This window comes from Nocardia coubleae NBRC 108252 (genome assembly GCF_001612805.1).
Classification (GTDB): Bacteria; Actinomycetota; Actinomycetes; order Mycobacteriales; family Mycobacteriaceae; genus Nocardia; species Nocardia coubleae.
In genome coordinates this window covers 192,872-215,462 of sequence record NZ_BDBD01000026.1, presented here as the reverse complement: position 1 = coordinate 215,462, position 22,591 = coordinate 192,872, and the positions used below count along the sequence as shown (strand labels likewise).

11 protein-coding genes and 1 tRNA gene are annotated in these 22,591 nt (G+C 66.3%); 3 read left to right on the top strand and 9 right to left on the bottom strand.

Annotated features, from left to right (window positions below):
• Positions 1-16: 16 nt before the first annotated feature.
• A tRNA-Arg gene (locus tag NCO8_RS31680) sits at positions 17-150 on the bottom strand.
• A gap of 238 nt (positions 151-388) precedes the next feature.
• Here NCO8_RS31680 and NCO8_RS31940 point away from each other — a divergent pair.
• Positions 389-535, top strand: a complete 147-nt coding sequence (locus tag NCO8_RS31940) for a hypothetical protein (protein ID WP_167353344.1) — start codon at positions 389-391, stop codon at positions 533-535.
• A gap of 600 nt (positions 536-1,135) precedes the next feature.
• On the opposite strand, the gene NCO8_RS27200 is transcribed toward NCO8_RS31940, so the two are convergent.
• Genes NCO8_RS27200 through NCO8_RS27185 form a run of 4 tightly spaced genes read right to left on the bottom strand, consistent with a single transcriptional unit; the run spans position 1,136 to position 4,632 of the window.
• A complete protein-coding gene (locus NCO8_RS27200) occupies positions 1,136-1,906 on the bottom strand; it encodes a YveK family protein (RefSeq protein WP_167353343.1) in 771 nt (256 codons plus the stop codon).
• The gene (locus NCO8_RS31935) at positions 1,903-2,574 is read right to left on the bottom strand and encodes a YveK family protein (RefSeq protein ID WP_067643673.1); all 672 of its coding nucleotides are present in this window, start codon (positions 2,572-2,574) and stop codon (positions 1,903-1,905) included. The genes NCO8_RS27200 and NCO8_RS31935 overlap by 4 nt, the downstream gene beginning before the upstream one ends.
• Entirely contained in the window at positions 2,571-3,338 is a 768-nt protein-coding gene (locus NCO8_RS27190; protein ID WP_084457515.1) for an SGNH/GDSL hydrolase family protein, read from the bottom strand. The genes NCO8_RS31935 and NCO8_RS27190 overlap by 4 nt, the downstream gene beginning before the upstream one ends.
• On the bottom strand, positions 3,322-4,632 hold the full coding sequence (locus NCO8_RS27185) for an oligosaccharide repeat unit polymerase (protein ID WP_157105140.1): 1,311 nt from the start codon (positions 4,630-4,632) through the stop codon (positions 3,322-3,324). Before NCO8_RS27185 ends, NCO8_RS27190 begins: the two co-directional genes overlap by 17 nt.
• A gap of 369 nt (positions 4,633-5,001) precedes the next feature.
• Between NCO8_RS27185 and NCO8_RS27180 the strand changes: the two genes are divergently transcribed.
• Positions 5,002-5,688, top strand: coding sequence for an acyltransferase (locus tag NCO8_RS27180; RefSeq protein ID WP_067643664.1), 687 nt, complete (start codon positions 5,002-5,004; stop codon positions 5,686-5,688).
• Between the two features lie 15 nt (positions 5,689-5,703).
• On the top strand, positions 5,704-7,173 hold the full coding sequence (locus NCO8_RS27175; protein WP_157105139.1) for an MATE family efflux transporter: 1,470 nt from the start codon (positions 5,704-5,706) through the stop codon (positions 7,171-7,173).
• Between the two features lie 3 nt (positions 7,174-7,176).
• Here NCO8_RS27175 and NCO8_RS27170 read toward each other — a convergent pair whose 3' ends face one another.
• From NCO8_RS27170 to NCO8_RS27160, 4 genes are all read right to left on the bottom strand, one after another.
• Positions 7,177-8,670 (bottom strand): sugar transferase, encoded by a 1,494-nt coding sequence (locus NCO8_RS27170; RefSeq protein ID WP_084457514.1) that lies wholly within the window; start codon positions 8,668-8,670, stop codon positions 7,177-7,179.
• Positions 8,671-8,864: 194 nt separating this feature from the next.
• Positions 8,865-8,987 (bottom strand): hypothetical protein, encoded by a 123-nt coding sequence (locus NCO8_RS32805; RefSeq protein ID WP_281201992.1) that lies wholly within the window; start codon positions 8,985-8,987, stop codon positions 8,865-8,867.
• A 561-nt stretch (positions 8,988-9,548) separates the two neighbouring features.
• On the bottom strand, positions 9,549-21,620 hold the full coding sequence (locus NCO8_RS27165) for a non-ribosomal peptide synthetase (protein WP_067643656.1): 12,072 nt from the start codon (positions 21,618-21,620) through the stop codon (positions 9,549-9,551).
• A gap of 457 nt (positions 21,621-22,077) precedes the next feature.
• Positions 22,078-22,515: a hypothetical protein gene (locus tag NCO8_RS27160; RefSeq protein ID WP_067643654.1), complete on the bottom strand. Its 438-nt coding sequence runs from the start codon at positions 22,513-22,515 to the stop codon at positions 22,078-22,080.
• Positions 22,516-22,591 lie beyond the last annotated feature (76 nt).

Sequence of the window (22,591 nt, the reverse complement as noted above, 5' to 3'; positions counted from 1 at the left end):
GTCGCGCTCGATCGCGGGCGGACGGCCGGACTTGAACCAGCGCAGGAAGTACGACGACAGCCCGAGCAGCGCGCCGCCGTGGTACATCGATGGCGCGAACGATGTGCCTTCGCTGTGGTCGTTCCAGGTGACCAGCTGCACCCAGTCCGCGCCGCCCGCGATCGCGATGGTCCACGTATTGCGCAGGTTCTCGGTATTGCCTGCCTCGTCGAAAATGCCGTTGCGCGGACGGTAGTCCTGCATCGACACCGGCTGCATCCACCGGGCGCCACGGCTGTGCGCGTCGGCGATGGTGTCCAGCGGGAACCCCGACACGGGATTGAACGCCGGATTCCGGCCGCCCCAGATCGACATCGCGTAGCTGATCGGGGCATAGTCGGCGGCGTAGGTGTCGTACACGGTGAACACCGGCGCCAGCGCGACCTCGATGCCGTGCGCGCTCGACATGACCGCGACGAGCTCCGACCACCAAGCGGCCGGGCGTTTCTCGGCCATGTACGGCGACACCACCAGCGGCCCCGTCGAGAGCCGGTAGGCGGCGGGCTCGGCCGCCCAGCCGGCGAGCTCGGCAGCCAGCTGCGCCACGCTCCAGGTGCCCGGCGTCCCGGACATGTCGGGCATCAGCATGATCTTGAACTTCGGGTCCACCGCATGCGCCGCCCGCAGCAACCGGGTGGGCACATCGGCATGCCAGAGGCCGCCGTCAGCGGCCGAGGTCAGCAGGTTCACCGTGAACCCGTCGATGCCGGCCGCAATGGCCTGTCGGACTTCGGTTTCCAGATCAGCCGAGCGCCAGTCCGCGTGGTCCGACACCGGGCGCGGCACGGGCCGGTCGCGCAGCAGACCGCCGTAGGCGGCATTGGCACCACCACTGCCGCCGGGGTTCAAGTATTCCGTGGAGTAGTAGTCGCGCTCGGCGGGCAGGTTGTCGATCGAGATGGGGTAGGGCGGAAAGTAGTGGGCGAAAACGAGTTTGGCGTCGGGCCCCTGGTCTCCGAGCGGATTCGCCGGGGCTGTCGGGGCGGCGGTGCATGCCACCAGTAAGCCAACGACGGCCCCGGCCGAGCAGAACGCGATCACCGTCGATCGAACGCGGCGACCGAGCGACGCCGCAAGCACGTGCCGCCGGACGGAGTCAGCCATGAGTGCGCCCTCCGGCTCGCGGTAGCTGCTGGGTCGCGAACTCCGGCCCCTCGGCATCGATGTGAAAGTTGCGGGGTTCGGTCCGGCGCACAGCGGGCGCCGCTCGATGGCTACCGGTGCCTGCCTCGCGCGGCGGTTCGGTCCGTCGGGGTGCGGGCTCGGGCACGTCGGTTGCTGGGGCTGCCCGACGAGCGTGTCTGCTCAGCGCCCATTGCGCGAGTCCACCCAGCATCGCGCCGAGCACCAGCCCACCGCCGAGGTACATCGGCGCACCAGGACTCGACGGTGCCACAGGTGCGGTAGCGGTGCGAACCACGCTGATCTTGGCCACCGACTGATTGCCCACCGCCGGCGTCTCGAGCCTGGCGACGTAGGCGGCGAAGTTGGCCGCGTACGCGTTCGCGATATCGGCGGCACGCTGCGCCGCGGGATCGGTCGCGTTCACCTCGAGCAGCACGGTCTTGGGCAGCTGCCGGGCCGACACCTGGGCGATGAGTTCGGCAGGCGTCAGCTCCAGCGACAGGTCGTCGATCACCTTGGTCGCGAGATCATCGCTGGTGAACAGGTGCGCGTAACTGACTGCGCGCTGCTGGCCGAACAGGTCTCCGGCGTACGCACCCGCGGAGTCGGCACTCACCGGCGATCCGATGAACAGCGTCGTCGTCGCGGTGAAGACCGTTGGGCTGGAAACCAGCATCCCCACTGCGGCCGTGCACCCGAGCACCACCCCGGCCACGCTGGGCCACCATCGTAGAAGCGTCACCGAAACGACCTCTCTCTCACCGTTTTTCCCGGGCCGCGGTCGCTTCGCGCACTGCCCGGCCGCTGCGGAACGAGCACTGCGCCGGTGACCCCGGCCAGCAGCCCCAGGCCGGCCGCGAGCGCCAGGTTGTTCCACACATCGGGTTCGGACGGATGCTCCGGTAGGTCTGCGGTCTGCGTGATCACCGGCTCCACCGTGGGAATCCGCGACCCGCTCGGGGTTTCCAGCGCCAGGATCTGCGCGGCGAGCTCGGCGGCGACACCATCGGCGAGTCGTTGCGCTTCCGGGGCCGACACATCGGCCACCGACACATCGATCAGCACCGTGTCGGGGATCAGATGCGCGGTGACCGCCCCGGCCAGCGCTTCGGGGGACCGGTCCGCGCCCAGCTTCGTAACGACCCGGCGAGCCAGATCGACATCACCGGCCATGCGCACATAGCTGCGGGCCCGTGAACGCGCGAAGTCGTCACCTCGAAACGGGCTGGCTTCGGCACTGTTGCGCGTAGCGCCGTTCCAGCTCGGCGTCGCCAGGAAGATGCGAGCGGTGGAGACGAACCGAGGTGTGGTCTGCAATGTCACGCCGACGCCCATCAGGATGGCCAGCAGCAACAACGTGGTCACCAGCTGCCACCGCATTCGCAGCAGCGTGAAGAACGACGGATTCATGCGGGCTCCCGGGCGGTGACGATCTCGCCGAGACCGTTGCGAACCAGCGACTTCGCGACTCGGCCCGCCAGGAACTGATGGCCGAGCGGGTTCGGGTGCACTTTGTCCTCGATCTGCATCGCCGCGATGTCGATGTCGGCGCCGGAGTACCACCCCTCGGCCACCGGGTCCAACAGGGTGGCGTCGGCGGCCTCGCAGGCATCGGCGAAGCCTGCCCGCAGTGTCGTGTAGTTCGCGTACGGTGTTGCCGACATGTAGGCGGGCATGATCACCACCACCTGCGCGGTCGGCCACAACCGCCCGACCTCGGACAAGGCATCGGTCAACGCTTCGAGCACGGATCTCGGCTCGTAGCCCAGGTCGTTGCGGCCGGCATCGAGGAAGACCACGTCGACGGTGAAGATCCGGGCATCGGCAGGCAGCCTGTCCACCAGCCGCCCCGGCGGCGGAGCCGGATAGAACTTCGCGCCGTCGTTGAGATAGCCGGTCGCGCCGAACGCGTCGACGTTGCAAGCCCAGCCCTGTGTGCGCGCCAGGATGCAGGCATAGCTGTTCGTACCGCCGCCGACGCCCGCACCAGCGGTGAAGCTGTCGCCGACGAACAACGCCGAAAGCCGTTGCTGCACACCAGGTGCTGAGGGCTGCAGTGTCGGCGCGGCGATCACACCGACCGGCACCGACATGTGCCGTTCGAGGAGGAACCCGCCGGCCAGCACAGCAGCGATGGCGAGCCCGAGAACCATTCGGCTAGCCGACGAACGCATCCGCGCGCTCCTTCCGCCAGTCGAGGACGAACACGCTGCACACGAGGATGACCAGCAGGCTCGACATCGCCTGCAGTAGCGAGCCGCGCAGCAGGATGATCAGGTAGAAGGGCAGGATGCAGGCCAGCACGCCGGGTGAGCGGGTGCGCCGCAGCGTCGCGTCGATACGCGCGTCGGCACGCCGGGCCAGCGCACCCAGCGCCCCCATCCCGAGAACCAGCGCGGGCCAGGTGCCGTTGATGTAGAGCTCACCCCACAGCGGGGCGGAGAGATTCTTGAACGTGTACCCGCGGAAGTCGGCCAGCAGGATGCCGGTGTCGGTCGGCTTGTCCGCCCACAACTTTCGCGGCACCCAGAACAGCACGACGCCCGCGGCCTGCTGCCCGTAGGTCGAGCCCTCACGCTGCACGTACAGCGCGGTGTTGTTGATCTGGGCGAACGAGTCGTAGTCGGGGGAAACCAGCGAGTCGAGTGGGCCTGCGGTCTTCAGCTCACCGCTCGCGCTGTACCGGAACAGGTCGAGCATCGGGAACAGCACCACGAGGGCAGCCACGGCCGACACCGCTACCAGCCGAAATCGCGTGGGCGTCGCGAACAACCCGAACAGTGCAGCCACGGCAAGCGCTGCCGTGCCCGCGGTATAGCGCGCGTTCGCGATCGGATTGAGCACCACGGCGAGGACGATGCCGTCGAGGATCAGGACACCGAGCACGAACCTGTCCGGTGCGCGCTGGTAGACCTTGACCAGGGCGACGAAGGCCACCAGTACCGGCATCTGCGCGCCGGCGACCATCACCGCGGCGATCGGTTCCTGCCAGCGTGCCGCGACCGCCTGCACCAGGTCGTCCCGGCTGGAGAACAGCGTCGGAAGCCCTACTGCGGCAACGTAATAGGTGGCGCTCAGCAGTCCGGCACCGCCGAGCAGCAATGCCCGGCGCCGATCGACTTCGCGTGCGACGGGCGCGGCCGCGTCCGCGGTATCGCGCCGTCCCACCACAACCAGACCGGCGAGGAAAGCGACGATCCCGACCGCGACGATCGTCATCGCCGTGGCATTGAGCGTCGGGTCGGCGCCCTTGGTGGTGTCGGGCACCTGCTCGGTCCGCATCTGAACCAGCGGTGCCAAACCCAGGAACACGTAGGTGAACACCCAGAACGACATCTCGACCAGGCGCCGCCGTCCGGACGCGATGAGCAGGGCGTAACGCAGTCCGGCGACCGTGGTCACCGACAACGCCCACACCCAGACCGATTCACGTGGTGCCGGTGTTACCCGGATCAGCAAAGCGGGCACGATCACGATCATCGCGACTGCGGTCCACACAGCACCGAGGCCGGACCACCAATCAGTTCGGGCAGTAACCACCCTGCCCCGGAAATCATTCTTGAAGCCATAGGCGGGCCATGCCGTACTCGGCGACATGTCTACTGCTCTCCCGCCACTGACAAAACTCAACTCAGCAGCGAGCGTAGCCCAAGCGTGATTTGCCGCCAAAACGACTGCGGCCGAATCAAAGTCGCCTTGCCGACTCTCAAATCGATTATTTCACAATGAATCTGACATTCCCGGCGATCCGTCATCGCAAGGTAGGCTCGGGCGACGCGATTCCTGGGGAAACGGGTTGCCGGAAAATGTTCGATCGCAATTGTGGGGGTATTACCCGTGCCTAAACCTTCCGTTCTCGCACAGGCGGTGCTGTGGCTGCTTCCCGCAGGCAGCGCGAAGAATGCACTGCTGCGGCGGTTCGGCCACCACATCGGCAGCGATGTCCGATTCGGCCCGGCGCTGGTGCTGAACTGCCGACGGTTCGCGATCGCCGACGGGGTGACCGTCGGCGCAGGCAACGTCTTCCGGGGCATGAACGAGGTCCGGCTCGGTCGCGACGTGATGATCGGGTCCTGGAACTGGGTCAGCGCGCATCCTGGCTACCAGGGCTACAGCGACCGCGCGGGTCGGCTGATCGTGGGTGACGGCACCTTCATCACCTCTCGCCACTACCTCGACTGCTCCGGCACGATCGAGATCGGCGAGTGGAGCGCGATCGCCGGGCAGCGGTCCACCCTGCAAACCCACGAACTCGACGTGGTGACGAACGAAACGACGGTTGGCCAGGTGCGTATCGGCGATCGTGCGCTCGTCGCCACCGGCTGCCTCATGCTGCGCGGCACGTCGCTGCCCGACCGCTCGGTGCTCGCAGCCGGATCGACCATGGCCAGGCAGAAGCCGGATACCGTGCTCGAACAGGGGCTTTGGGGAGGCTCGCCCGCTCGGTTCATCAAGCCGATCCAGGGCGAATGGTTCGACCGCACCAGCATCCACACCGATGTCGTCCCGTTCGACGCGCTCTGACGTCGAGGCGGCCGCGTGAAACGCCCGGCCTTACGGATGTTGGCGGGCACCGCCGACCAGATCCTGTCGAGTGTCAGCAATGCCCTGATCGTGTTCGCCGTGGCCCGCACCGGCAGTGTGGCCGACTTCGGGATGGCCGGTGTGCTGTTCGCCGTCACCACCGCCACCCTCGCCATCACCCGCGCCGCCATCGGCACCCCGGTCCTGCTGCTGGCAGGCAGGCATGCCAGCTATGTCCTGCGGCATACCCGAACCTCGGCGGGAGCTGCCCTGCTGTTCGGCCTGGTCATGGGCCTGATCATGGCTGCGGGCTCGCTACTGCTGCCGAACCCTGCCATCGGATTCGGGTTCGCGGTCGCGATCCCGTTCCTGCTGACCCAGGATTCGCTGCGCTTCTCGGCCATCGCCCTCGGCCGGACGGAGGCGGCGTTCTGGTCCGACCTGGTGTGGGCACTGGCCTCGGCGGCGCTGCTCGCCACCGCGCTGCTCGATCGGACTCTGCTCCCGGTGGAAGCCGTGGTCTTCACCTGGGCCGCCTCGGCCGGGGCCGCGTTGCTGGTCCTGCTGGTGTGGCTGCGGGTGCTCCCGACGTGGCGGGGCCTGGCCTGGTGGTCACGCAAGGAGCGCCCGACCAGGCTGAACTTCGGCCTGGAAAGCAGCATCGACCAGCTCAGCGTGATCCTGGTGGTGGTGCTCTCGGCAACGATGGTCGGCCCGGACGCCGCGGCCGCGCTGCGCGGCGCGGTCACCATCCTCGGCCCGTTCGCCATCCTGGCCACCGCGCTCAACCTGATCATCCTGCCCGAGGCCGGACGGGCACAGCTCACGACTCCACAGCTGTGGCGTGGACTGCGCAAGGTCGCCCTCCCGGTTTCCCTGGCAGCGATCGCCATCGGTGCGGTGGCACCGTTCGTTCCGCACTCACTCGGCGCTCTCGTCCTCGGCGAGAGCTGGGTGCCTGCCGCGCAGGTCCTGCCCCTGATCGGCATCGAGTACGCCGCCCTCATCTGGGTCGCTGTGGTGCACAACCTTTTTCGTTACCACCGTGCGTCGGGGCAACTGCTGCGCGCTCGCGTCATCCAGACCGGCATCGCCATTTCGGTGTGCCTCGGCACCGCCCTGCTGGTCGGCTCGGCGCTCGCTGTCGCACTCGGCATGGCGATCTCGGCCTGCGCCACGGCCGTGACGCTCATGGTCTGGGCGATGCGCGGACTCATCTCACGCGACTCACCGTCGGACACCGGCGCAGTTCCGGTTGCCACGCTCCCGCCGGGTGTCGATCCCGAGCTCACGCAGCCGATTCCACGGTTCTTCGAATACCAGCTCGCCGGTGGTTTCCAGCTGACAGGCGGCACTTCACTCTTCGACTCCCCGACCACAAAACTTCCGGTCTTCGGAGCGACCAGTGCACCCGGGCCCGAGTTCGACCCGGCGACGACCCGGCTGCCCGTCTACGATTCGGCCCGACGGCCCGAGCAGCGATGAGTCTCAGTAGGCCCCGTCGGCCGCGCTGACGGCGGAGATCGTCCTGGCGATGATGATGAGATCAGCCACCATCGACCAGTTCTCGACGTAGTACATGTCCAACCGCACCGCCTCGGCCCACGGCAGGTCCGAGCGGCCACTCACCTGCCACAAGCCCGTGACACCCGGCCGGACCAGCAACTTTCGCTGCAGTCCGACGTCGTAGCGCTCGACCTCTTCGGCCAGTGGTGGCCGAGGCCCGACCACACTCATCTCGCCGCGCAGCACATTCAGGAACTGCGGCAGCTCATCCAGGCTGTAGCGGCGCAGGAACCGCCCGACCCGGGTGATCCGTGGGTCGTTGCGCATCTTGAACAGCGGCCCCGCACCCTCGTTCTCTGCGGCCAGCTCGACCTTCATCCGATCCGCGCCGGTGACCATGGTCCGGAACTTGATCATCTTGAACGGCTTGCCGTGCAGACCGATTCGCTCGGCACGGTAGAACACCGGACCGCCGTCGAATTTGATCGCCAGCGCGATGACCAGCATGACCGGCGCGACGATGAGCAGGCACAACGCGGCGAAGATCCAGTCGAAGGCGATCTTGCCGAAGGTGGTTGCCTGGTCGAAGTTCGGCTGGTCGATGTGCACCAGCGGCAGGTTCCCGATGGGGCGCAACTGCGTACGCTGATCGGCCACATCGGCGATGCCGGGCATGATCACGAGCTGCACCCCCAAGGGCAGCAGCTCCCACGCCAGTTCCCGGATTCCCTGCGATCCCAGCTGCTCGACCGCGGCGACGGCCACCGTATCCGCGCCGCAGTCGGTGATCACCTCACCGATCGGCGACCGCCCCAGGAACACCGGTACGCCCAGGTCACCGTACTCACCCGAATTCTCCTGGTTGCCCGGCAGATACATGCCGACGATGCGGTAGCCGGCCTGGGGATCCCGGCCGAACGCCTGCATCATGTCCCGTGCCGAGCGCGGGTCGCCCACCACCAGCACATTCGTGAGATACCGGCCGACGCTGCGCTCGCGCGCGGCGATCGCCCGCCACACCCTGCGGTTGATCATCAGGCCGACCAGTCCCACCGGTAGCGCGACACCGAGAAACCCGCGGGCGAAATCGATCCGCAGCAGCAGGGACAGAATCGCGATACCGCCGAACAACCGGAAGGCGATCAGCGCCAGCCGTTCGTATTCCGCCCAGCCGTGTCCGATCAATCTGGTGGACCAGGCATCGCCCCACACGAGCGCACCCACCCACGCCGTGGCGAGCAAAAGCGCCACCACCGTGTAACCACCGAGAGTTTGCACCCATTCGGGCTGATTCGTATCGCTGACCCCACCGAAACGCGCGAACCGTGCCATCAGCACAGCGCTGAAAATTACCAGTGAGTCGGAAATTACGAGTCGGAGCCGATATTCGGTCTCCCAGGCATGCCTACCCAATCGTGCGGTCGCGGCTTCGGCCAACTCTGACCAAGCCCACCGCACAGCATGCTTGTCGGCCATTGTTTTGTTCCCCCGTAGTAGAACTTTCGAGCCATGACCTGGTGTGCCTGTGAACTGATCTCGGGCTGGAAATCAATTGAGGTGGGAACCAAGTCGAGAATTTGGAAGGTCATTTCACCCGCTCGGGATCTGCCGGACCTACGCGACGGCACATAGGCCGCACACCGTGTGGTGTGCCGCCGTTCAATTCAACCTCAGGAGCCGTGAGCGCCGACGGGCGAGATGGTGCCGTCTCGTGTGGTTGCCACACCCGAGCCCCACGTCACCTGACCGGCCGCGTCGACCATCCCGAACGCGACCTTGCGGAACTGCCTCATCTAGTGAAACCCCTTGTTGGATAAGTAATCTCCCGGCCACGCTGCCGGTGCACTGTTTCTAACACGACGCCACGACATGGCTGAACCGGAAGTAACTGGAGATAAGCCGCGCCCGTTCGCCGGTTGGTAACCACCGCCACCGCTCTTCTGCGGGCTTTTCATATCGATGCATCGATCAGTCACCCCCGACGGTGCCGAATCACCAGATCGCATCCGAATAACCGCTGACCAGTCGACAAGCAACGACCCGTTTCGATCCGGCACCCCGCGCACCGATCACCGGCCGCCCACACGAACATGCGCCGAACCTCTGCTAATACCCAGCGAACAGAAGAATAGGCCATGATCGTTATCACATCATTGCGGAGTAACGAATGTGGTGTTGGGATCGATTGGCGGACAACTACTTACGCGTTACAACGACATGGGCACGCGACAGGGAGACGGCACAGAACACGTGCCGCCTCACCGCGGTAGCCACCGACCCCCGCTGACGGGCCCACCTCGCTTCGAGGGGTCCATCGACAGCGAGGACCAGTGGTTACGCAGCCACACAAGGGGTCATCGAGTCAGGACATCACCGATCGCGGCCAGCACCTTCCCGGTAAGGATGTCGTCGTGTCCGACCGGGAGACTGGTGTTTTCGATTCGCCCATCGATGTACGGCTTCCATGCCTCCGCGGTCCGTCCGGCTGCCTGATTCCGGTGGTCTGCCGCTGCGTGGAAGAACTGCATCGTCCCTCGGAAGGTTCCCGGCGTGTAGTCGACTTCCAGCGCGGCGGTCCGCATGGCCGTCGAGAACATCCGGTTCACCAGCTCGATGGACAGGCCGTCGACTTCAGTGGATAGCGCGGCGTGCAGTGTCAGCAGAGCCTGCTCGGAGAGCTCGAAGGGCTCGTCAGATGTGGGAAGTGCGTCCTCAGGGATACCGAGGCTGACGAATGCGGCGCGGACCGAGGCCGACAGTTCGTCTTCATCCGCGCTCGGATAGCCGTCGAGGATCGCCAGGAGCTCCACCGACTCCCCTTCGGATTGCAGGATCGCCGCCATCGCGTGGGCCAGCTTGCCACCGAGTGACCACCCGAGAAGCCGATAGGGCCCCGTCGGCCGCACGGTGCGCAATTCGTCGACGTATCGCTGTGCCAGCTCGGAGAAGGTCGCGGGAAGGAACCCAGCTTCGGTGAGAGCGGGTGATTGCACACCGTAAACGGGCTGATCCTGCGGCAATTCACGGGCGAGGCCCGCATAGCACCAGGCCAGGCCCGCCAGCGGATGAATACAGAACAACGGCACACGGCTTCCCGTGCTCTTGATCGGCAAGATGACACGCAGGGTATCGGCCGGTGAATCACCCTCGGCAGGAAGTGATTCGATGCGTCGAGCGATGCCGCTCACGGTGGCCTCGCCGAAGAAGTCGGCGACTGTCAGCGGTACCTGTGTCTTGTCGCGTAGCAGACTCACCACTTGAGTAGCCAGGAGCGAATTCCCGCCGAGTGCGAAGAAGTCGTCGTCCGCGCCGATCTCGCTCACCCCGAGTGTTTCCTCGAAGACGTTCGCCACGACTGTCTCGGTCGGTGTCGAGACCGCGCGGCTGATCCGAGACCGCAGCACCGGTGCCGGCAGCGCAGCCCGATCGAGCTTCCCGACCGGGGTGATCGGAACCTCGTCCAGGATGGTGATCGAGGACGGCACCATGTACGACGGCAGCCTGTCGGCCAGGGAGTTCAGCAGGTGGTCGACATCGGGCAACCGACCGGGAGCGGGCAGTACATACGAAACGAGGAGGGTGTTTCCACCGTTCCCGGAATGTCCGACCGTGACAGCGAAGTCGATGTCGTCGTGGCCTGCCAGCACTGCGTCGATCTCGCCGAGTTCGATACGGAAGCCGCGGATCTTCACCTGGAAGTCCGACCGGCCCACGTATTCGAGTTCTCTGGTCGCTCCGTCACAGCGCCAGCGCACGACATCTCCGGTTCGATACATCCGGGTGCCCGGGACTCCCCATGGTGCAGCGACGAATCTCTGTGCACTAAGCGCCGGCCGATCGTGATAGCCGCGAGCCAGCGCCGCGCCGGCGAGGTACAGCTCGCCCGCTACCCCGTCCGGTACCGGGTTGAGCCGCCCGTCGAGCACGTGGGCCGACACTCCCGGTATCGGCGCGCCGATGACAACCGGGCTGCCCGCTGTCAGTGTCGCGTAATTGGTGGAGATCGTGACTTCGGTCGGCCCGTACCCGTTGAGGTACCGCCGCCCCGGCTGCCATTTGGCAACCAGTTCGGCGGAGGCGGCCTCGCCACCGGTCGACACCACCGCGAGGTGCTCTAGTCCGGCCGGGTCCACGGTGCCGAGCTGCGCGGGGGTGATGATGGTGTGGGTGATCGCCTCGTCGCGGAGCAGGTCGTACAGTTCCGCGCCGCCGATCGTTTCACGCGGCGCGATCACCAGAGTCGCTCCGCCGTGGAAGGCGGTCAACCACTCTTCGATCGATTGGTCGAAACTCGGTGAGCAGATGTGCAGCATGCGGTCGTGCGGGCCGATGCCGAACAACGCCACGTTGTGGTCTGCCAGCGCGGCGATACCCGTGTGGGTTACCGCTACCCCCTTGGGTGCGCCCGTCGATCCCGACGTATAGATCAGATACGCCAGATCCTGGGGCAGCAGGCGCCTGGTCCGTGCGGTGTCGGTGACCATCTGTGTGGATTTGCTTGCGCACTGCTGTTCGATGTCCACGTCATCGAGTACCAGCCACGGAACGTCACCTGGAAGTACCTCCACGAAGTCCGACGTGGTGATGCCGAGGGTGACGCCGGCATCGTCGAGCATGTAGCGCACGCGGTCGACAGGGTAGGCGGGATCGACCGGGACGAAAGCCGCGCCGGTCTGGGTGACCGCCCAGACAGCCAGAATGCTCCATGCCGATCTCGGTAGCGCAACGGCCACCAGTGCCCCTGGCCCTGCCCCACGATCGATCAGAACACGCGCCAGACGCGCCGACGACGCCGCCAGCTCGTCATAGTTGATGGACCGCCCCCGATAGCGCAGCGCGATCCGGTCAGCGCCGAGGCGGGCACTACGGGCCAGTAGATCAGGCAGCAGGTTCCCGGCTGCGACGCCGACGGCTGGTCGAGTGAGGAGCCGAAGTTCGGCCTCGTCGAGCAGGACGAGATCGCCGACCGGTGCCTGCGGCCGGGCAACCGCGTCGGTGAGGAGCCGCGCGAATCGGTCGGCGAATCCGCTGACCGTCGGCTCGTCGAAAAGGTCGCGCGAATAGGAGAATTCGACGAACATCCCGGCATCACCGGTTTCACTGATCGTCACCGACAAGTCGAACTGTTCTGTCACCACGTCGAACTCGACCGGCTCGACCCGCAGTCCCGGCAGCTCGAAGGACGCCTCCGGCAGATTGCGGAACGACAACATGACCTGGAACAGGGGGTGCCGGGCCGTCGATCGTTGCGGGTTCAGCGCCTCGACCAGCCGCTCGAACGGAAGGTCAGCATGGGCGAATGCCTGAAGATCCACGTCCCTGGTCTGCGTGAGCAGGTCGGTGAAACTGTCGCCCATATCGACCCGGGTGCGCAGCACCAGCGTGTTCACGAACATCCCGATGGCGTCGTCGAGCTCTGCCTCACCGCGCCCGGCAACCGGGGTGCCGACCGCGATGTCGTCGGTACCCGACAACCGCGCCAACAGGACGGTCAAGGTTGCCTGCATGACCATGAACAACGTGACATTGTGCGCCCGGGCGAGTCCTCTTGCGGCGTCCGTTGTTTCGGCGTCGATGCGGAACCGCACCTGTCCACCGGCACCGGATTGCACGGGCGGTCGCGGGCGGTCGCTCGGCAGATTGAGCTCGTCGGGCAAGCCCGCCAACGCCTGCTGCCAGAAGCCCGTCTGAGTCGTGAGAACACTGTCCGGATCGTGTTCGTCACCGAGCACCTCGCGCTGCCACAAACTGAAGTCGGCGTATTGCACGTCCAACGCTGCCCAGCCCGGCTCGGCGCCGGCGACGCGGGCGGCGTAAGCGGTCATGACATCGCGGGTGAGTGGGCCCATCGACCAGCCGTCAGCACTGATGTGGTGGGCAACGAAACACACGACGTATTCAGGAGTTTCGGCGTCGAAGACACGGAACAAGCGTGCCCGCAGTGGTAGTTCGGCCGTCACATCGAATCCACCGGAGAAGAATTCCGTGACGCGTTCCAGGAGATCATCGCCGGCTACCGATTGCGGCGCCAGGTCCGGAACAGCCTGGTCCGCAGCGAGAATCAGCTGGACAGGGCCTTCGTCGACCCGAGGGTAGACGGTGCGCAGGATCTCGTGGCGGGCGACCAGATCAGCCACCGCACGCTGCAGCGCATCGATATCGAGCTCGCCGGACAGTCGTACGGCGACCGGGATGTTGTACGCCGCCGACGCAGTGTCGAACTGGTTCATGAACCACATTCGCTGCTGGGCGAGCGACAACGGAATCGAAGACGACCGGGGATAAGGTTTCAGCGCGGCGCGCGCCGTCGTCATCGGCCGATGTTCGAGTCTGGTAGCAAGCCCGGAGACGGTACTGGCCTCGAACAGCATGCGGACGGGCACTCTGGTGTCGAAGGCAGTGCCGAGCCGAGCCGCCACCTGGGTGGCCATCAGCGAGTTTCCACCGAGGTCGAAGAAGTCGTCGCGAGCTCCGACCCGGTGAACGCCGAGAACTTCGGCGAACACACTCGCCACGATTTCCTCGATCGGCGTCGAGGGCATCTGATGTGAGGCGGCTTCGAAAACCGGTTCCGGCAGCGCTTTCCGATCGAGCTTGCCGTTGGCGTTACGCGGAAGTGTGTCCAACTCGACGAACGCGGCGGGAACCATGTAGGACGGCAGACTCGCGCCGAGCTGCGCTTTGATCTCCGGCACAGTGATATTCGAGCCGGTCAAGTACGCCACCAGCCGATCGCCTACGCGCGGATCACTCTTGGCTACCACGGCGGCGCCGGTGATTCCCGGAATCGCGAGCAGCGCCGCCTCGATCTCACCCAGCTCGATACGGAAGCCGCGGATCTTCACCTGGAAGTCGGTGCGCCCGAGGTATTCGAGTACGCCGGTGTCGGTCCACGCCGCCAGGTCACCGGTGCGATACATGCGCGAGCCCGCCGGACCATAGGGATCGGCCACGAACCTGTCGGCGGTGAGATCCGGGCGGCCGAGGTAACCGCGCGCGAGCTGGGCGCCGGTGAGATACAGCTCGCCCGCCACACCGTCGGGAACGAGGTGCAGACGCGAGTCCAGCACATAGACACCGCTGTTCCATTCGGGTGTGCCGATCGGCACGGTGTCGATGTCGTCCTCGGTCACCGTGTGCGCGGTGATGGAAACAGCCGCTTCTGTGGGTCCGTACAGGTTGTACAGCCCTACGTCGGGCAGCCTTTCACGCAGCCGCTGCGCGAGTGCGGCAGGTAGCGCCTCTCCGATCGCCAACACGCGACGCAGGCCGACGAGCCCCGGCAGGGCGCGTGGCGACGCGAGCAGCGCGTCCACCATCGATGGCACCGCGTGCAGCGTGGTGACCCGTTCGCCGGCCATCAACTCGCCGAGGTAGGCAGGATCCCGATGTCCGTCCGGATCAGCGACGACAAGGCGCGCTCCCACTACGGCCGCCGACCAGAATTCCCAGACGGACAGGTCGAAGGTCGATGCGGTTTTCAGCAACACCGCGTCGTCGGCTGCGATGCCGAATTGCGCTGTCTTCCAGATCAATTGGTTCGTGATGGCGGTATGGGTAACCGTCACACCCTTCGGGCGACCGGTCGAGCCGGAGGTGAAGATCACGTAGGCGGCATTGTCCGGACGCAGCGGGGCCAGGCGATCCGCGTCGATCAGCGGTGCGGGCGAGGCGGCGGCCGACGCCAACTCGGACAAGCGGACGGTCGGCGCGATGGTTGTGTCGAAACCGGACTCGGCGACGACGCAGATCGGAGCGGCTGCGGACAGGATGTACTCGGTTCGTTCCGTGGGCTGGTCCGGATCGACAGGAACGTACACACCGCCTGCCATCGACACCGCGTACATCGCCACAACCAGGTCTACCGATCGGCGCATGGCAAGGCCGACCCGCTGCTCAGGGCCGACCCCCATTCCGATCAGATAGCGAGCCCATCGGTCGACTTGATCGGCGAGCTCACCGTAGGTCAGTGTGCGGCCCTGACCGACGACGGCCACCGCAGTGGGGTTCGCGACTGCCGCGGCCGACAGCAGCGCGGGCAGGGTCGTCGCCTGCACGGGGTGGGCGGTCGCGTTGCGCACCTCGACGATGTGTTCGTGTTCCGCTGCGGCGAGCAACCCGATGTCACCCACCGGAGTCGTAGCGTCCTTCGCCACTGCGGCGAGGAACCGCTCGAATCGGGCGATGAATCCGGTGACCGTGCTTTCGTCGAACAGATCGGTGGCGTAGGTGATGAACCCACCGATCCCCGTCGGAGCGCCGTCCTCGTCGTAGGCGTCGGACACGATGAGATGCAGATCGAACTGCGACACGTCGATGTCGGACGCGACGCCCGCCACGCTGAGGCCGGGCAGCTCGAGCGCGTTACGCGCCATGTTCTGGAAGGAGAGTCCGACCTGGAACAGCGGGTGATGTGCTGTCGTACGCGGTGGACTGAGGACCTCGACCAATCGCTCGAAGGGAATGTCGGCGTGGGAGAACGCCGCAAGATCCGTTTCCCGCTGCCGGGCCAGTAGATCCGCGAACGGCTCGCCGCCGTCGACGCGGGTGCGGAACACGACGGTGTTGACGAACATGCCGATCAGGTCGTCGAGTTCACGCTCGCCGCGGCCGGCGACCGGCGTGCCGACGGCGATGTCGTTCGACCCGGACAATCTGGCGAGCAGAACCGCGAACGCGGTGTGCACAACCATGAACATCGTGGCGTTGTGTTCCCGGGCCAGCCGCAGCAGCCCGGCGTGGATATCGGCCCCGATGTCGACGTTCACCCGCGCGCCCGCCAAGGAGGCGACCGCCGGACGCGGCCGATCGGTGGGAAGCTCGATGAGATCCGGCAGTCCCGCCAACTCGCCGCGCCAGTACTCGACCTGGCGGGCGGCGAGCGATTGCGGATCCGCTTCATCACCGAGAACCGCACGCTGCCACAGCGCGTAGTCCGCATACTGCACTCGTAGGGGCGACCACCCCGGCTCGCCGCCGGTCGCTCGGGCGGCATATGCCGTCATGATGTCGCGAACCAGGGGCCCCATGGACGAACCGTCGGCGGCGATATGGTGCGCGACAACCGCGAGAACGTGCTCTTGCGGCTGCGTACCGGCCACTTCGAGCAGCCGAACCCGGATCGGGACATCGCGGGTGACATCAAAGGGTGTCATCGCGAGTTCGTGTACTACAGCAGCGATGTCGGCGCCGTCCACACGGATCGGAGCCAACCCGACCCGTACGAGCGGCAGCACGACCTGGATCGGACCGTCGGCGGTGTCGGGATACACAGTCCGCAACACCTCGTGGCGAGCAACCACATCATCGAAGGCGGTACTCAGCGCCGACACATCGAGTGCACCTGTCAACCGCAGCGCGAACGGCAGGTTATACGCCGCCGCACCAGCACTCACCGCACCGTCGCCGAGGTCCTCGAACCGGTTGAGGAACCACATCCGCTGCTGGGCGAGTGACAGCGGCAACCGGTCCGGCCTGGCGATCGCACCCAGCTCGATCCCGTCTCCCCCGCGTGACAGCGACTCGACAGCATGAGCCAGTGCGCTCACCGTCGGCGCCTCGAACAGCATCCGCACCGACACACGCTCGCCCAGCGCGGTACCGAGCCGGGCGACCAGACGAGTGGCGATCAGCGAATTGCCGCCGAGTGCGAAGAAGTCGTCATCCGCGCCGATCCGTTCGATACCGAGCACCTCACCGAAGATGCCGGCCACGATCTGCTCGATGGGCGACGTGGGCGCGCGGAACTCCCCGGCGGTGAAGACAGGTTCCGGCAGTGCTCTACGGTCGAGCTTTCCACTCGTGTTCAGCGGGAACGCTGCCAGCGGCACGACGACCGACGGGGTCATATAAGCCGGAAGCGTCTCGGCAAGAGCGAGACGGACGGCATCGGGTTCGATGGTGCTGCCCGGGGACGGCACGGCGTAGGCAACCAGCTGGTCACCCAGTTCGGAACCGACGACCACCGCCACGGCCTGACTCACCGACGGCTGCGCGAGCAAGGCGGTTTCGATCTCGCCGAGTTCGATTCGCTGGCCACGGAACTTCACCTGGAAGTCGGTGCGGCCCAGGTAGTCCAGATGTGCGGGACGGTCACCGACGCCGCGGCGCCACAACACCAGATCGCCAGTCCGATACATCCGGGAACCGGCCCCGAAGGGGTCGGCGACGAATCGATCCGCCGTCAGGTCAGGGCGGCGCACATAGCCGCGTGCGAGCTGGTCTCCGGCGAGATACAACTCACCCGGCACACCGGGGGGAACCGGCTGGAGTCGTGAATCCAGCACGTACACACCGACATTCCATTGCGGCAAGCCGATGGGCACGGAGAGGCGGTCGTCTTCTTCTGCCTGCCAATACGTTACGGATACAGCCGCTTCGGTTGGCCCGTAGAGATTGTGTACCCGTGCGCTCGATACGAGCGCGAAGGCTGCAACAGTTTCCGGCGGCAGCGCCTCACCGATGACGAAGACCTCGCGAAGACTTCCGAGCAGTTCCGCGGAAGTATGGGCGGCGAACACCGTGAGCATGGAGGGCACGAAGTCGGTGACAGTAACACCGTGTCGCGCAATGCTTTCGGCGACATAGGCCGGGTCACGGTGTCCGTCGTGGGTGGCTACGACCAGTTGCGCGCCGCGCCGCAGCGGCATGAAGTATCCCCAGAGCGACACGTCGAAGGTGGTGGCGGTCTTCTGGAAATACACATCGTGCGGGCTGAGTGGGTACTCCGAGAGCATCCACTCCGTCTGGTTGTTGATCGCCGCGTGCGAAACCGCGACGCCCTTGGGCCTTCCGGTGGAGCCGGAGGTGAAAATGACGTACGCGGGGTTCTCCGGACGCACCGGCCGGAGTAGTTCCCCCGCATCCAGCGGCGTATGTGGGTACCTGCCCATGTCGGCGATGTCCAGGTGAACGAGATCGGTCCCGGCGGGGGCCACAATCGCATCGGCCGTGGTCGTCACTACGCACCGCGGGCGCGCGGTGTCGAGGATGTGGCCGATCCGTTCGGCCGGATGGTCCGGATCGAGCGGCACATACGCGCCACCCGCCGTGACGATGGCGTACATCCCGACCACTAGTTCCAGCGAGCGTCGCACTGCCAGACCGACCAGCGACTCCGCGCCGACACCGTGGTCGATCAGCAACCGCGCCAGCTGATTGACCCGAGCATCGAACTCCCGGTAGGTCAGCTCCTGACCCTCGAAGTGCACCGCCACGCGGTCAGGGAATTCGGCCACGGCACGGCGATAGCCGTCCAGCAACAACTCCGGCGCCACCTGGTGGCGGGTGTCGTTCCATTCGTGCAGGATTTCCCGGCGCTCGTCCTCACCCAGCAGGTCCACGGCACCGATCTCGGTGGTGGGCGCCGCCGACACGGCGTCGAGCAGACGGACGAACCGCTCGGCCATCGAGGCCACGGTTCCCTCGTCGAAGAGATCTGTCGCGTAGGTGAAGGTGGCGGTCGCTCCGCCGCTGCCCATCGGCACGACGGACAGCTGCAGATCGAACTTGGCTGTCGCCCCATCGAGTTCCACAGCGTCGACGTTCAGCCCAGGCAATTCGACCTGTGGCGTCTCGAAGTTGTTGAAGAACAGCGCGACCTGGAACAACGGGTGATGGGCCTGGGTCCGCACCGGGTCGAGAACTTCGACCAGCCGCTCGAAGGGCATTTCACTGTGTGAGAAGGCCGCCAGGTCAGCCGCTCTCACTGTTTCCAACAGGTCGATGAACGTCGCTGCCGAGTTCACCGTCGTGCGAAGCGCAAGGGTGTTGACGAACATCCCGACCAGGTCATCGAGTTCGCGTTCGCCGCGACCGGCGACCGGCGTACCGATCACGATGTCGTCGGTTCCGCTCAACCGCGCCAGCAACGCGGCGAACACACTGTGGACCACCATGAAGGGCGAGGCGTTGCTCGACTGTGCGAGTTCCTCGATGCGGGCGTTGACTTCCGGGCTGATATCGAACGCGAATTGCGCTCCCCGACCGGAAGCGACGGCGGGACGCGGCCGATCCGAGGGGAGCTCGAGCAGGCTCGGCGCGCCCCCCAGGGCCGCACGCCAGAACTCCAACTGGGCGAAGGCGATCGACGTCGGGTCCTGTTCGTTCCCGAGCACCGACCGCTGCCATAACGCGTAGTCGGCGTACTGCACCGGCAACGGCGCGAACCGAGGCGCATTTCCCTCGCGGCGTGCCACGAACGCGGTCAGCAGATCACGGACGAACGGCCCGATCGATGTGCCGTCGGCCGCGATGTGATGGACGACGACGGCGACGACATGGCTCTCGGGCCCGAGCTCGGCGAGTTCGATGCGCAACGGCACTTCGGCGGCGACATCGAACCCGACGGAGACGAGTCCGGTCAGCCACCCGGGGACTTCGCTCTCGCGCAGGGACCGCACCGGCAGCGCAGGCCGGGCCTGCTCGATCGGGAGAACCACCTGGTAGCCGGTACCGTCCACCGCCGGGTACACCGTGCGCAGTGTCTCGTGCCGTTCGGCCAGGTCACCGAACGCCGCACGCAACACCGGCACGTCGAGCGGGCCGGTCAGCCGGAGTGCGAAGGCGATGTTGTTCGCGGCCGAGGTGGCGTCGAACTGACTCAGGAACCACATGCGCTGCTGTGCCAGCGACAGCGGAATGCGGTCCGGGCGAGGCTGCGCGATCAGTGCGGTGCGGACGTCCTGATCGGCCAGCGGCTCCAGCCCTCCGGCCAATTCGGCCACGGTGGCGGCTGTGAACACCAAGGAGGCAGGCGCCCGGGCGCCGATCGCCGCGCCTAGGCGCGCGACGACGCGCGTGGCGATCAGGGAGTTGCCGCCGAGGTCGAAGAAGTTGTCGTCGGCGCCGACAAGGGCCGCCGGTTCGAGCAGTTCGGTGAACACCTCGGCGACGAGTTCCTCGAAGCGTCCCGCAGGAGCGCGGTATTCGCGCTTACGCAGCTGCGGTGCCGGCAAGGCACGGCGATCCAACTTACCTACCGGGGTCAGCGGAATCTCGTCGAGAACGGTGATCGAGGTCGGAACCATATGCGCGGGAAGACTGCGCTCGGCCGCCGCAGTCAGCGCGGTGAGATCGATCTGCGCACCCGGGGCGGGATGCACGTAGGCCGCGAGAATCGTCGCGCCGTTGTCGAGCGTGTGACCGACGGTGACAGCGAAATCGACGGCATCGGCGGCGGCGAGCACCGCGTCGATCTCCCCGAGTTCGATGCGGAAGCCGCGGACCTTCACCTGGTGATCGTTACGGCCGGCGTACCCGACCTCGCCACCGGCGGTCATGCGCACCAGGTCACCGGTGCGGTACATCCGAGAGCCGTTGCCGCCGAAGGGGTTCGCGACGAATCGCGTCGCTGTCAGTCCCGGTCGGCCATGGTAGCCGCGCGCGACCTGTTCGCCTGCGATGTACAGCTCACCGAGTGACCGGTCGGGCATCGCCGACATTCGGTCGTCCAGGACGTATTCGGCGACCCCGGCCATCGGTGCGCCGATCGCAATCGGCCCACCGACGACCAGCGGGGCGCTGATGTTGGTGAGAATGGTTGTTTCGGTCGGACCGTAGACATTGAGGAACCGCCGTCCGCCCTGGGCCCAGCGATGGACCAGCTCCGGCGGGCAGGCTTCGCCGCCGGCGGCGAGAAGTCGCAGACTGTCGAGCCCCTCGGGATCAATGGAGGCCAGTGCGGCAGGAGTGATGAAGCCGTGCGTGACCCGTTCCCGACGCAGCACAGCGGCCAGCTCGTCGCCACCGAGCACATCCGGCGCCACGATCACCATGGTCGCCCCGGACCCCAGCGCGAGCAGTAGCTCGAGGACGGAGGCATCGAACGACGGCGACGCGAAATGCAGCGTGCGCGCGTCGGCATCTACGTCGAACTGTCGCCGTTGCTCCTCGCAGAACGGCTCGAGTCCGGCTTGGCTCACCACCACGCCTTTGGGCACACCTGTCGACCCGGAGGTGTAGATGACGTAGGCGATATGTTCTGCCCGCAGTGGTAGCACTCGGTCCGCATTGATGATGGGCTCAACGGAGTAGCCCCTGACCTCCGCCGCATCCTCCAGCGCTCCCAGGTCGAGCCACTCCACACCGCCGGGCAACTTCCCGTGCTCGCGAGTGACCGTAATACCCAGCGCCACACCGGAATCCGAGACCATGTGCGTGATGCGATCAGCCGGGTACCTCGGATCGATCGGGACGAACCCGGCACCGGTCTTGGCGATCGCCCACACCGCGAGAACCGATTCGATCGATCGGGTGATTCCCATCGCGACCAGGCTCTCGGGGCCGACACCGAGATCTATCAGGTACCTGGCGATCCGGGTGGAACGCTGATCGAGCTCGCGGTAGCTCAGCGATCCGAGCGTGCCCGTGCCATCGGCGAAAACAAGCGCCACCCCATCCGGGTTCTGCTCGACTGCCGCCGACATGAGCCGCGGCAATGTGAAGGCTCCTGCCCGCCGAGCTCGCGCAGGCCGCTGCCGCCGCCCCGCTCCCGCCTCGCCGCCGACAAACCCGCTCATGGAACCCGCATCCGCCGGACGCATAACCCTCTAACCTGCCCTGACGCCGCGCACACAGGGCGGTGCACACACGGCCACCTAACGGACTCCGCCCCGGCGGTACCCTACCATTCGAAAACTAAACCTCTACTTGAAAGCTTCTGTGACAGTGGGCAAGTCGGCCCATCACTCCTGCTCGAGGCCGGATTGAAGCCGCCAACAGACGGTCGCCCAACGCAGAAGAGGCCCAACCCACAAGGGGTTGGGCCTCTTCTGTTCTGTCGAGCGTGGATTCTCAGCCGATGCACGCCACATGAAGCCGAATTCGGCTCCGCTCTCGGGCTATACGCGGGCACACTCCGTTCGAGCGCTGTGCGAGAGCAGTTCAGGTGACCCGCACGAAAGTGCTTGTCCCGCCACTGATCGTCGCCTGCCACGAGGTGAGCTGGACGGTGTGGAGAGTTTCCACGGTGACCAAGTCTCCAACCTGTAGCGCCACCGATGCGCTGACCAGCAGGGTGCCACCGGTGCCGGAGACTGCGGCACCGGTCGCCACCACAGTGCCGTTGACCAACAACCGCGCTTGGAATGACGCGGTCGTACCCGCGCCTGCCACGACGACGGCGGCCGACAACTGGGCGGAAGCAGTCGCGCTCTGCACCTGCAGCGCGTTGCCGGAGACGACCGAGGACGGATAACCGACGGTGTCGGCAGTCCATGCGGGCACCGTCGTCCACTGGTTGTACGACCCCATCGCGGAACTGCCGTTCTTGGTCATCGCGACGGGGGCGAACACGTCACCGCCGACGAACATGTGCGGCATCAGCTGTTCTCCTCGTTCGCCGGGGCCGCAGGCGGTTCCGGATGCACCGCCTCAGGCTCGGGTGTCGTCCCCGAAT